Genomic DNA, 14202 nt, shown 5'->3' with positions numbered 1-14202 from the left:
GCGCGGCTCCACGTCCAGGGCACGCCGGTGGACTGGCCGGCCGTCCTGGCCGGCCGGGGTGCGCGTCGCGTGGACCTGCCGACCTACGCCTTCCAACGCCAGCGCTACTGGCTCGAAACCCGGCCCGCCGTCGGGGACCTGGCGAGCGCCGGGCTGGGCTCGGCCGATCACCCCCTGCTGGGCGCCGCCGTCGCGCTGGCCGACGGCGAGGGCCTCGTCCTCACCGGACGGCTCTCCCTCACGGCCCAGCCCTGGCTGGCCGAACACCGGGTCATGGGGGCGGCCCTGCTCCCCGGAACGGCCCTGGTGGACCTGGCGATCCGGGCCGCCGACGAGGCCGGCTGCGACCGGGTCGAGGAGCTCACCCTCCAGGCCCCGCTGGTCCTGCCCGCCCAGGGCGCCGTACAGCTCCAGGTCACGGTGGCAGGCCCCGACGGGAACGGGCGCCGGAGCGTCAGCGTCCACTCCCGGCCGGACGGGCCGGGCTCCGACGAGCCCTGGGCGACCCATGCCGTCGGCGTGCTCGCCCCGCCGGCCGGCACCGCGACCCCGCAGGACCTCTCACCGTGGCCGCCCGCCGACGCCGAGGCCGTCCCGCTGGAGGGCTACTACGAGCGGCTGACCGGGCTCGGCTTCGGCTACGGACCCCTGTTCCAGGGGCTCCGGGCCCTGTGGCGGCGCGGTACGGAGGTGTTCGCGGAGGTCTCCCTCCCGCAGGACACCCCGGCCGACGGGTTCGGCGTCCACCCGGCGCTCCTGGACTCCGCCCTGCACGCCGTCGGTCTGGGCGGCCTGCTGCCCGACACCGGCCGGGGGCGCATCCCCTTCGCGTGGAGCGGCGTACGGCTGGAGGCGACCGGCGCGACCGCGCTGCGGGTCCGGCTGACCTCGCCCGCCCCGGACACGGTGTCCCTGATCGCCGCCGACGCCACCGGCCGGGCGGTCGCCGCCGTCGACTCCCTCGTCCTGCGGACCGTGACGGCCGATCAGCTGCCCGCCGCCGGAGGCGTCGAGCACCAGGACGCGCTGTACCGCCTGGACTGGCCCGTCCTGCCGCCGGACGCCGAAGGCTCCACCCCGGACACCGCGCCCCTGGTCCGGGTCGCGGACCGGGCGGGCCTGCTCGCGCTCCTGGACGGCCTCGGCGGCGCGGACCGGCTCGCGGACACCGTCCTGGTCCCGGCACCCCGCGGCACCCGCGGCGCACCGGAGGTGGAACAGGTCCACACGGTGACCCGGGAGGGCCTCGCGCTCCTGCGGACCTGGCTCGGCGACGACCGGACCGCGGGCTCGCGGCTGGTGCTGCTGACCCGGGGCGCCGTCGCCCCCGAACCCGGGTCGGCCGTCACCGACCCGGCCCAGAGCGCCCTGTGGGGTCTGGTGCGCTCCGCGCAGTCGGAGAACCCCGGCCGCCTGGTCCTCGCCGACCTGGCACCCGCACCGGCAGCGGCCGACACGGACACGGACACGGACACGGAGGAGCGGCTGCTGGCCGCTGCGCTGGCCGGCGGCGAACCGCAGTTCGCCCTGCGCGGCACCACCGCCCGCGTCCCCCGGCTCGCCCGCCGGACCGCCGCCGACGCCCTGCGCCCCGCCCCCGGGGCGACGGGCTGGAGGCTGACCACCGGCGCCGCGGGCACCGCCGGCGCGGCCGGCACCCTCGAGGCCCTCGCGCTCACCGACAACCCCGCGGCCACCGCCCCGCTCGCCGAGGGCCAGGTCCGGATCGCCGTACGCGCCGCCGGCGTCAACTTCCGCGACGCCCTGATCGCCCTCGGCATGTACCCGGGCGAGGCCACCCTCGGCAGCGAAGCCGCCGGCGTCGTCGTCGAGACCGGACCGGGCACCGCCGGCCTGGCGGTGGGGGACCGGGTGTTCGGCATGATCCCCGAGTCGTTCGGGCCGCTCGCCGTCGCCGACCACCGGATGGTGGCGCGGATGCCGCGCGGCTGGACGTTCACCGAGGCGGCCTCCGTGCCCGTCGTCTTCCTGACGGCCTACTACGCGCTCGTCGACCTGGCCGGGCTGAAGGCCGGGCAGACGCTGCTGGTGCACTCGGCGGCGGGCGGCGTCGGCATGGCCGCCACCCAGCTCGCACGCCACCTCGGCGCCGAGGTCCACGGCACCGCCGGGCCCGGGAAGTGGGCGGCCCTGGCGGCGGCCGGCGGCCTGGACGCAGGCCACCTCGCCTCTTCCCGGGACCTCGCCTTCGAGGAGCGGTTCCTGGAGGCCACGGCGGGCCGCGGCGTGGACGTCGTGCTCAACTCCCTCGCCGGGGAGTACGTCGACGCCTCGCTGCGGACCCTGGCCGACGGTGGCCGCTTCCTGGAGATGGGCAAGACCGACGTCCGCGACCCCCGGCAGGTCGCCGAGGAGCACCGGGGCGCCGTCTACACCGCCTTCGACACCATCGAAGCCGGCCCCGACCGGATCGGCGCCATGCTCCACGAACTCGTCGCGTTGTTCGACGCCGGCGCCCTGCGGCCCCTGCCCGTCACCTGCTGGGACGTCCGCCGGGCGCCCGCCGCCCTGCGCCACCTGAGCCAGGCCCGGCACATCGGCAAGCTCGTCCTCACCGTCCCGGCCGCACCCGACCCGGACGGCACCGTCCTGGTCACCGGCGGCACGGGCGCGCTGGGCGGGCTCGTCGCCCGCCACCTGGTCGCCGAACACGGCGCGCGCCACCTGCTGCTCACCAGCCGGCGCGGCGCCGACGCCGACGGGGCCGGCGCGCTGCGCGGGGAACTCCTCGCGGCGGGCGCGCGGACCGTCACCCTCGCGGCCTGCGACACCGCCGACCGGGAGGCGCTCGCCGCCCTCCTGGCCGCCGTCCCCGCCGACCGGCCGCTGACCGCCGTGGTCCACGCCGCCGGCGTCCTCGACGACGGCCTGGTCACCTCCCTCACCGCCGACCGGCTGGAGGCCGTCCTGCGCCCCAAGGTGGACGCCGCGCTCCACCTGCACGAACTGACCCGGGACGCGGACCTGTCGGCCTTCGTGCTGTTCTCCTCGGTCGCCGCGACCCTGGGCAGCGCGGGCCAGGGCAACTACGCCGCCGCCAACGCCTTCCTCGACGCGCTCGCCCAGCGCCGCGCCGCGGCCGGCCTGCCCGCCGCCTCCCTGGCCTGGGGCCCCTGGGCCGACAGCGGTATGGCCTCGGGCATGGACGCGTCCGGGCAGGAGCGGATGGCCCGCTCCGGGCTGGTCCCGTTCCGCGCGGCGGAGGGCCTCGCCCTCTTCGACGCGGCCCGGACCGGCGAGCAGGCCGTCGCCGTACCCGTCCGCTTCGCCACCGCGGCCCCGGCCGCCGCGGACCCCGACGCGGGGCGGTCCGTACCGGCGGTGCTGCGGGGCCTGCTGCGGCCGGCCGCCCGGCGGACGGTGCGGGAGCCCGTGCCCGGCGGCGGGCCGGAGGCCCTGCGCGAGCGGCTGGCCCGGCTGTCCGGGCCCGAACGGGACGCCGCCGTACTGGACCTGGTGCGCACCCAGGTGGCGGCCGTCCTCGGTCTCGGCGGCCCGCGCGAGGTGGACCGCGACCGGGAGTTCAAGCTGCTGGGCTTCGACTCCCTCACCTCGGTGGAGCTGCGCAACCGGCTGAACTCCGCCACCGGGCTGCGGCTCCCGGCCACCCTCGTCTTCGACTGCCCCACGTCCGTGGCGCTCGCCGCCCGCATCGGCGCCGACCTCGCCCCCGAGCCGGCACCGGCCCCGTCGGCCATGTCGGTCTTCGGGGAACTCGACCGGCTGGAGCGGGTCCTGGCCGCCGTCGGGGCCGACGACGACCTCGTCCGCTCGCGGATCCGGACCCGCCTGCAGGGCGTGCTCGCGGCCTTCTCCGAAGGCCCCGCCCCCACCGCCGCCCGGCCGGGCGGACCCACCCCCGACGAGACGTCCGACGAGCGGCTCCGGAGCGCCACCGTCGACGACATCTTCGCGCTCATCGACCAGGAGCTCGACGGCTCCTGAGCACCCCCGGAAGAGCCCGGACCAGCAGGTGCACACCACCGCGGCCGCACCACCGCACCCTTTCCTGACACTTCTTGACGGGTGAAGAAACATGCAGAACGAGCAGAACGAGAACGAACAGAAGCTGCTGGACTACCTCAAGCGCGTGACGGCGGACCTCAAGCAGACCCGGCGCCGCCTCCACGAGGTCGAGGCGAAGGACCAGGAGCCGATCGCCATCGTCGCGACGAGCTGCCGCTACCCCGGCGGCGTCGACAGCCCCGAGGCCCTGTGGCGGCTGGTCGACAGCGGATCCGACGCGGTCACCGGCTTCCCCGACAACCGCGGCTGGGACCTGGAGGGGCTCTACGACCCCGACCCGGGCGTCCCCGGGAAGTGCTACACCCGCGAGGGCGGCTTCCTCCACGACGCGGGCCGGTTCGACCCGGGCCTGTTCGGCATGTCCCCCCGCGAGGCCCTGGCCACCGACCCGCAGCAGCGGCTGCTCCTCGAAGTCGCCTGGGAGGCCTTCGAACGGGCCGGGATCGCCCCCACCTCCGTCAAGGGCAGCCGCACCGGCGTGTTCGTCGGCCTCGCCTACCAGGGGTACGCGGGCAGCGGCGACACCCGCGAGGAGCTGGAGGGCTTCCTGCTGACGGGCACCGCCCCCAGCGTCGCCTCCGGCCGCCTCTCCTACACCTTCGGGCTCGAAGGCCCCTCGCTGACCGTCGACACGGCCTGCTCCTCCTCCCTCGTCGCCCTGCACCTGGCCGTCCAGGCCCTGCGCCGCGGCGAGTGCACCATGGCCCTGGCCGGCGGCGCCGCGATCATGGCCGCCACCGGCATGTTCACCGAGTTCAGCCGCCAGCAGGGCCTGGCCGTCGACGGCCGCTGCAAGTCCTTCGCAGCCGGAGCCGACGGCACCGGCTGGGGCGAGGGCGTCGGCATGCTGCTCGTCGAGAGGCTCTCGGACGCCCTGCGCAACGGCCACCCGGTCCTCGCCGTGGTCCGGGGGAGCGCCGTCAACCAGGACGGCGCCTCCAACGGCCTCACCGCCCCCAACGGCCCCGCCCAGCAGCGGGTGATCGAGCAGGCCCTCGCCGGCGCCGGGCTCTCCGCGGCCGACGTGGACGTGGTCGAGGCGCACGGCACCGGCACCACCCTCGGCGATCCGATCGAGGCGCAGGCGCTGCTGGCGACGTACGGCCGGGACCGGGACGCGGAGCGGCCGCTGTGGCTGGGGTCCCTGAAGTCGAACATCGGGCACACCCAGGCCGCGGCCGGCGTGGGCGGGATCATCAAGATGGTCGAGGCGATGCGCCACGGCGTCCTGCCCCGGACCCTGCACGCCGAAGAGCCCTCCCCGCACGTCGACTGGACCTCCGGCGCCGTGCGCCTGCTCACCGAGCCCGTGGAATGGGCGGAGGACGGCCGGCTGCGCCGGGCAGCCGTCTCCTCCTTCGGGGTGAGCGGCACCAACGCCCACACCATCATCGAGCAGGCCCCGCCGGTCCCGGACGCCCCGGAGCAGCCCGCCACGGCCGGCGCACCCGCCGGCCCGCTGCCGGTGGCCTGGACCCTCTCGGGCCGCGACACCACGGCCCTGCGCGAACAGGCCGAACGCCTCCTGCGGCACGTCCTGGGCCTCGGCGACGTCAGCCCCGTCGACGTGGCGCACTCCCTGGCCACCTCCCGGGCCGTCCTGGAGCACCGGGCGGCCGTGGTCGGCACCGAGCTGCCCGAACTCGTCGCCGGGGTCGCGGCCCTGGCCGCCGCAGAGCCCGCCGCCCAGCTCGTCGAGGGCGCCGGCGGGCGCGAGAGCGCCACCGCGTTCCTGTTCTCGGGCCAGGGCAGCCAGCGCCTGGGCATGGGGCGTGAACTGTACGCGGCCCAGCCGGTGTTCACCGAGGCCTTCGACGCGGTGTGCGCCGCCCTCGACGCGCACCTCGAACGCCCCCTGCGCGAGGTGGTGTTCGGGCAGGACGCGGACCTGCTGGAGCGCACCGGGTACACCCAGCCGGCGCTGTTCGCCGTCGAAGTGGCCCTGTTCCGGCTGCTGGAGTCCTGGGGGGTGCGCCCCGACTTCCTGGCCGGGCACTCCGTCGGCGAGTACGCGGTCGCCCACGCGGCCGGAGTGCTCTCGCTCCAGGACGCGGCGAAGCTCGTGGCCCTGCGGGGCCGGCTGATGCAGGCGCTCCCGGCCGGCGGGGTGATGGTCGCCGTCCAGGCCTCCGAGGCGGAGGTGCGGGAGCTGCTGGCGGGCCTGGAGGACCGGGCGGGCATCGCCGCCGTCAACGGGCCCGCATCCGTGGTCGTCTCGGGCGCCGCCGACGCCGTGTCCGCGGTCGTCGACCGGCTCTGCGCCCAGGGCCGCAAGACCAAGGGCCTCGCCGTCTCCCACGCCTTCCACTCGCCCCTGATGGACCCGGTGCTGGCCGGGTTCCGGGCGGCCGTCGAATCCGTCGCCTTCGCACCCCCGAGGCTGCCGGTCGTCTCCGCCCTCACCGGCGGCCCGGTCACCGCCGAGGAGTTCTGCTCGCCGGACTACTGGGTCCGCCACGTCCGCGAGGCGGTCCGCTTCGCCGACGCCGTGGACCACCTCGCCGCCGAAGGCGTCGGCACCTTCCTGGAGGTGGGCCCCGGCGGCGTGCTGACCGCCCTCGCCCAGCACCTCCTCGACGACACCCGCGTCCTCGTCCCCCTGCTGCGCGGCGACCGCCCCGAGCACCTGGCCGTCACCACCGCCCTCGCCCGCCTCCACGTCCACGGCACTCCCGTCGACTGGGCCGCCGTCCACGCCGGCCGCGGCGCCCGCCGCATCGACCTGCCCACGTACGCCTTCCAGCGCCAGGACTACTGGCTCGAACCCGCCGCCCCCGCCGTCCGCCGGCCCGCGATCGAGGACTGGCAGTACGAGACCACCTGGAAGCCGCTGCCCGTCCCCGCCGCCGGTTCCGCCGACGGGCACTGGCTGCTGCTGGAGCCCGCCGCCGGCGCCGACCCCGCCGCCGCGGAGCTCGCCGGCGCGCTGCGGGAGGCGCTCGCCGCCCGCGGGGCCCGCACCTCCACCCTCACCGCGGACCCCGCCGAGGACCGCGGGGCCCTCGCGGCCCGGCTGCGAGAGGCCGCGGCCGGTGCCGCACCCCGTGCCGTCGTCTCCCTGCTGGCCCTGGACGAGCGCCCCGCCGCGGGCCTGGCCGCCCTCGGCGCCGGGGACGCCGCCACCCTCACCCTGATCCAGGCCCTCGGCGACGCCGGCGTGGAGGCCCCCCTGTGGTGCGCCACCCGCGGCGCCGTCACCACCTCGCCCCAGGACCCGCCGACCGCCCCCGCCCAGGCCCGGATCTGGGGGCTCGGCCGGGTCGCCGCACTGGAACACGCCGGCCGCTGGGGCGGCCTCGTCGACCTGCCGGCGCACTGCGACGCCACCGCCCTGGACCGGCTGCTCGGCGTGCTCACCGCCGACGGCCCCGAGGACCAGCTCGCCGTACGCCCGGACGGGGTGTACGCCCGCCGCCTCACCCGCACCCCCGACACCGAGGCGCGGCGCGCCGCCGAGTGGCGGCCCCGCGGCACGGTCCTGATCACCGGCGGGACCGGCGCCCTGGGCGGGCACGTCGCCCGGCTCCTGGCCGCCCGCGGCGCCGCCCACCTCGTCCTGGCCGGCCGCCGCGGCCCCGCCGCCGGGGGCGCCGCGGAACTGACCGCCGAACTGGAGGCGCTGGGGGCCCGGGTGACCGTCGCCGCCTGCGACGTCGCCGACCGGGACGCCCTCGCCCGGCTCCTGGGCGACCTGACCGGCCCGGACGCCGAACAGCCCCTCACCGCCGTCGTGCACACCGCCGGCGTCGACACCCCCGGACTGCTGGCCGACACCGACCCGGCCGCCTTCGACGCCGTCCTGGCCGCGAAGGCCGCGGGCGCCGTCCATCTCGACGCGCTCCTGCGGGACCTGCCCGAGGGCCACCCGCTCGACGCGTTCGTGCTGTTCTCCTCCATCGCCGGGGTGTGGGGCGCGGGCGGGCAGGCCGCGTACAGCGCCGCCAACGCCCACCTCGACGCGCTCGCCGCCGCCCGCCGCTGCGACGGCCTGCCCGCCACCGCCCTGGCCTGGGGCCCGTGGGCCGGCTCCGGCATGGCCGCCACCCCCGCGATCGCCGAGAGCCTGCGCAAGCGCGGCCTGGAACCCCTGCCCGCCGAGGCGGCGCTCACCGTCCTCGACCGGGCGGTCGGCCGCGGTGCGACCACCGTGACCGTCGCCGACGTCGACTGGGCCCGCTTCGCCCCGACCTTCACCATCGGCCGCCCCAGCCCCCTCCTCGCCGGCCTGCCCGAGGTCCGCGACGCCGCCAAGGTCCCCGGCACGGGCTCCGGTGCGGGCGACGACACCGCCCCGGCCCTGCGCCGCACCCTCGCCCAGGCCGACCCCGCCGACCGGGACCGCACCCTCGTGGAACTCGTCCGCACCGAGGCCGCCGCCGTACTCGGCCACCCCGGCCCCGAGGCCGTCGAACCCGGACGGGCCTTCCGCGACCTGGGCTTCGACTCCCTGACCGCCGTGGAACTGAGGGGCCGGCTGGTCCGCGCCACCGGACTGGACCTGCCCACCACCCTCGTCTTCGACTACCCCTGCGCCCTGGACCTCGCCGGCCGGCTCCTCGTCGAACTCCTCGGCACCCAGGAGCCGTCCGAGGCCTGCGCCACCCGGACAGCCGCCGACGGGGAACCCGTCGCGATCGTCGCGATGAGCTGCCGCTACCCGGGCGGCGTCCGCTCGCCCGAGGAGCTGTGGCGGCTGGTCGACGAGGGCACCGACGCCATGTCGGTCTTCCCCGACGACCGCGGCTGGGACCTCGACGCGCTCTACCACCCGGACCCCGACCACCCCGGCACCACCTACGCCCGCGCCGGCGGCTTCCTCTACGACCTGGCCGACTTCGACGCCGCGTTCTTCGGAATCTCGCCCCGCGAGGCCACCGCCATGGACCCCCAGCAGCGGCTGCTCCTGGAAACCTCCTGGGAGGCCTTCGAACGGGCCGGCATGGACCCGGCGGCCGCACGCGGCAGCCGCACCGGCGTGTTCGTCGGCTCCGGCTACCAGGACTACCTGCGGCGCGGCCTGGCCGTCCCCGAAGGCGTCGAGGGCTACCTCGGCACCGGCAACGCCGCCAGCGTGGCCTCCGGACGCATCGCCTACACCCTCGGGCTCGAAGGCCCCGCCGTGACCGTGGACACGGCCTGCTCCTCCTCCCTCGTCGCCCTGCACATGGCGGCCCAGGCCCTGCGCCAGGGCGAATGCGACCTGGCCCTCGCCGGCGGCGTCACCGTCATGTCCAGCTCCGGCGCCTTCGTCGAGTTCAGCCGCCAGCGGGCCCTGTCCGCCGACGGCCGCTGCAAGGCCTACTCGGCCGACGCCGACGGCACCGGCTGGGGCGAGGGCGTCGGCATGCTGCTGGTGGAGCGGCTCTCCGACGCCCGCCGCAACGGCCACCCCGTCCTCGCCGTCATCCGCGGCTCCGCCGTCAACCAGGACGGCGCCTCCAACGGCCTCACCGCGCCCAGCGGCCGGGCCCAGCAGCTCGTCATCCGCCAGGCCCTCGCCAACGCCGGCCTGTCCGGCGCCGACGTCGACGCCGTCGAGGGACACGGCACCGGCACCCGCCTCGGCGACCCCATCGAAGCCTCCGCCCTGCTCGCCACCTACGGGCAGGAGCGCGACGCCGACCGGCCCCTGTGGCTGGGCTCCCTGAAGTCGAACATCGGCCACACCCAGGCCGCCGCCGGAGCCGGCGGCATCATCAAGATGGTGCAGGCGCTGCGGCACGGCCTGCTCCCCAGGACCCTGCACGCCGACGAGCCCACCCCGCACGTCGACTGGACCGCCGGCGCCGTCCGGCTGCTCACCGCACCCGTCGCCTGGGAGCCGGACGCCGACGGCCGGCCGCGCCGCGCCGGCGTGTCCTCCTTCGGCATGAGCGGCACCAACGCCCACGTCATCATCGAGGAGGCACCCCGCCCCGACCCCGCCCCCGCGGCGGAAACCGCACCGGCCACCGTGCCCGCGCTCCGGCCCCTGCGGTCGGCGGCCACCGCGCTGCCGCTCGCCGCCCGTACCGTCCCCGCCCTGGAGGAGCACGCGGCCCGCGTCGCCGCCCTCCTGCGCGAGGACCCCGCCGCCGACCCGCGCGCAACCGGCCACGCGCTCGCCACCACCCGCACCCCCTTCGCCGAACGCGCCGTGGTCGTCGGCGAGGACCGCGAGGAGCTGATCGCCGCCCTCGACGCGCTCGCCTCCGGCGCCTCCCACGCCGGGGCCGTCCGCGGCACCGCCGCCGCCCCCGCCCAGCCCGTGTTCGTCTTCCCCGGCCAGGGCTCCCAGTGGCCCGGCATGGCCGTCGGACTCCTCGACACCTCCGAGGTCTTCCGCGGCCGGATCGCCGACTGCGGCCGCGCCCTGGCCCCCCACGTGCCCTGGGACCTCGAAGACGTCCTGCGCGGCGCGGACGGCGCCCCGGCACTGGAGACCCCCGACGTCGTCCAGCCCGTGCTCTGGGCCGTGATGGTCTCCCTCGCCGAACTCTGGCGCTCCTGCGGGGTCCGCCCCGCCGCCGTCGTCGGCCACTCGCAGGGCGAGATCGCCGCCGCCGTCGTCGCCGGATCCCTCACCCTGGAGGACGGCGCCCGCCTCGTCGCCCGCCGCAGCGCCCTCCTCCTGCGCCTGTCCGGACAGGGCGGCATGGTCTCCCTCCCGCTGTCGGAGACCGAAGCCGGGGAACGCATCGCCCCCTGGGACGGCCGTCTCGCCGTGGCCGCCGTCAACGGCCCCCGCACCGTGGTCGTCGCCGGGGAACGCGAGGCCCTGGCCGGACTCCTCGAAGCCTGCGCCGCCGACGGCGTACGCGCCAAGCGGGTCCGCGTCGACCTCGCCTCGCACTGCCCCCAGGTCGAATCCCTGCGCGAGGACCTCGCCGCGGAACTCGCCGCCCTGGCGCCCGCCGCCCCCGCGGTCCCGTTCTACTCGACGGTCACGGGCGAACCCCTCGACACCCCGCCGGACGCCGCCTACTGGTACGGCAACCTGCGCCGCACCGTCCGCTTCGAGCAGACCGCCCGCAGGCTGCTGGCCGACGGGCACCGGGTGTTCATCGAGATCAGCCCGCACCCCGTGCTGGTCTACGGGCTCCAGGACACCGTCGACGACACCCCCGCCGAGACCCCGGCCGCCGTCCTGACGACCCTGTCCCGATCCGAGGGCGGCGCCCGCCGCTTCCTCACCTCCCTCGGCGACGCCCACGCGCACGGGGTCCCGGTCGACTGGACGACCGTGCTGGACGGGGGCGCACCCGGCGGCGGCCCGGCCGCCGCCCTGCCCACCTACCCCTTCCAGCGCCGGCGGTACTGGCTCGACGCACCCGACGCGGCCGCCGACGCGCCGGCCACCGCCGCCGGATCCGCCGACGCCGGGTTCTGGGCGGCCGTGGAAGGCGAGGACCTCACCACCCTCGCCCGGGAACTGGGCATCGACGAGGACGCCAGCCTGCGCAGCGCCCTCCCGGCCCTGAACGCCTGGCACCGGGGCCGCAGCGACGAGGCCGCCGCACAGGCCTGGCGCTACCGCATCGCCTGGAAGCCCGTGGCGGACCCGGCACCCGCCGCCCCCGCCGGGGTCTGGCTCGCCGCCGTCCCCCGCGACCTGGCCGAGGACCCCGCCGTGGACCTGGCCCTGGACTCCCTCGCCGCGCACGGCGCCCGGATCGTCCGCCTGGACGTGGCGGGCGACGCCGACCGGCAGGGCCTCGCCGACGCCCTGCGCGCGGCCGGCCCCGGGGCGACCGGCGTCCTGTCCCTGCTGGCCCTCGACGAACGGGCCCACCCGGAGCACCCCGCCGTCCCGCTCGGCCTGGCCACCACCCTGCACCTCGTCCAGGCGCTCGGCGACGCGGGCCTGGACGCCCCCCTGTGGTGCCTGACCCGGGGCGCGGTCTCCACCGGCCCCACCGACCCCGTCCGCTCCGTCCGCCAGGCACCCGTCGCCGCCCTGGGCCGGGTCGCCGCCCTGGAACACCCCGGCCGGTGGGGCGGCCACATCGACCTGCCCGACGGGGTACGGGCCACCGACGGCCGCACCGGCCGCAGGCTGGTCGCCGCCCTCACCGCCGGCGGCGAGGACCAGCTCGCCCTGCGGGCCGACGGCCTCCTCGCCCGCCGGATGCTGCACGCCGACGGCGCCGGGGCCCCCGACGGCCCCGCCTGGCAGCCGCGCGGCACCGTCCTGGTCACCGGCGGCACCGGCCACATCGGCGGCCACGTCGCCCGCTGGCTCGCCGGCGCCGGCGCCGACCACCTGGTCCTGGCCGGCCGCCGCGGCCCCGACGCCGAGGGGGCCGCGGAACTCGCCGCCGAACTGGAGGCCCTGGGCGCCCGCGTGACCCTCGCCGTCTGCGACACGGCCGACCGCGAGGACGTGGCCCGGCTCCTGGACTCCCTCGACGCCCTGCCCCCGCTGAGCGCCGTGGTGCACGCCGCGGGCACCGGCACCCCCGCCATGCTCGCCGACACCACCGTCGCCGAACTCGGCTCCCTCCTGGGAGCGAAGGCCGCCGGCGCCGCCCACCTCGACGAACTCCTCGCCGACCGGGAACTCGACGCCTTCGTGCTGTTCTCCTCCGGAGCCGCGGCCTGGGGCAGCGGCGCCCAGGCCGGGTACGCGGCGGCCAACGCCTTCGTGGACGCACTCGCCGAGGACCGCCGGGCCCGCGGCCTGACCGCCACCTCCGTCGCCTGGGGGGCCTGGGGCGGCGGGGGCATGGTCGACCGGGCGGCCGAGGAACGGCTGCGGCTGCGCGGACTCGACCCCATGGACCCCGGCCTGGGAGTCCTGGCCCTGCGCCGCGCGGTCGAACGGGGCGACACCACCGTGGTCGTCGCCGCCGTGGACTGGACCCGGTTCGTCCCCGGCTTCACCGCCGCCCGCCCCAGCCCCCTGATCGCCGACCTCCCCGAGGTACGCCGGCTCCTGGCCGCCGAGGACGGCGCCGGGGACGCCCCGGCCGACGGCGAACCGCCCCTGCTGCGCCGCCTCGCCGCCCTCGCGGGGGCCGACCCGGCCCCGGCCGTACTGGAGTTCGTACGCTCCGAGGCGGCCGCCGTACTCGGCCACCCGTCCGCCGACGCGGTGGGGGAGCGGCAGGTCTTCCTGGAACTCGGCTTCGACTCGCTCACCGCCGTCCGCCTCGCCAAGCGGCTCGGCCGGGCCACCGGGACGAAGCTGCCCGCCACCCTGGTCTTCGACCACGCCACCCCCACCGCCCTGACCGCCCGCCTCCTCGACCTGCTGGCCCAGCGCCCCGGTCCCGGCGGTCCCGCCGCACCGGCCGGGGAGGGCGCCGCCGCCGAGGCCCCCGGCGAGGACCTCCTCGTCGGCCTCTACCGCCGGGCCGGCGAACTCGGCCGCCTGGCCGAGGGCATCGCACTGGTCACCGCCGCCGCCCGGCTGCGGCCCGTCTTCGACGCCGCCGGAGCCGACGCCCACCGGCCCGTCCCGGTCCGCCTGGCCCACGGCGACGAGGGCCCCCACCTGGTCTGCTTCGGCCCCTACATGGCGCCCTCCGGGGTCCACCAGTACGCCCGCTTCGCCGCGGCGTTCGGCGGCCGGCGCAGCATCTGGGGGCTGCCCGAGCCGGGCTTCGGCCCCGGCGAGTTACTGCCCCGGGACGTCGAGGCCCTCGTCGAGGTCCACGTCGGAGCCGTCACCGCCTGCGCGGGAGAGCAACCGGTCGTCCTCGTCGGCTACTCCTCCGGCGGCTGGGTGGCCCACGCCGTCGCCTGCCGGCTGGAAGAGCTGGGCTGGCCCGTCGAAGGCATCGTGATGCTCGACAGCTTCACCCGCGCCCAGGGCATGGGGGAGCGGTTCCAGGCCGCGGTGGTACGGGAGCAGTCCGACCGCTTCGAGTTCATCTCCGCACCCGGCACCCAGCTCACCGCCATGGGCGGCTACCTCGCCGTCTTCCAGGACTGGAACGCCCCCGAGGCGCAGGCCCCCACCCTCGTCGTCCGCGCCGCCGACCGGATGGCGCACGACGCGGACCCGGCCGCCGGCCGGACCGACGACCGGCCGCCGGCCCCCGAACACGCCCAGACCGTCACCGAAGTCCCCGGGAACCACTACACGCTGATGGAACGCCACGCCGAGTCCACGGCCACCGCCGTCGACGAGTGGATCCTCAAGCTGCCCTGAACCGCCCCCGCCCCTCACCC

General features: G+C 77.6%; 2 protein-coding genes. Both read left to right on the top strand.

The window, feature by feature from the left end; all coding sequences use genetic code 11:
* The first annotated feature begins 69 nt into the window (after positions 1–69).
* Positions 70–3966: an SDR family NAD(P)-dependent oxidoreductase gene (locus AB0469_RS36355; protein ID WP_366455831.1), complete on the top strand. Its 3897-nt coding sequence runs from the start codon at positions 70–72 to the stop codon at positions 3964–3966.
* 91 nt (positions 3967–4057) lie between these two features.
* Positions 4058–14182 (top strand): type I polyketide synthase, encoded by a 10125-nt coding sequence (locus AB0469_RS36350; protein ID WP_366455830.1) that lies wholly within the window; start codon positions 4058–4060, stop codon positions 14180–14182.
* Positions 14183–14202 lie beyond the last annotated feature (20 nt).

The sequence above is a fragment of the Streptomyces sp. NPDC093801 genome, from assembly GCF_040701585.1.
In the GTDB taxonomy this organism is placed as follows: domain Bacteria; phylum Actinomycetota; class Actinomycetes; order Streptomycetales; family Streptomycetaceae; genus Streptomyces.
The sequence above is the reverse complement of the archived record's forward strand: the minus strand, read 5'-3'. Positions and strand labels throughout refer to the sequence as shown.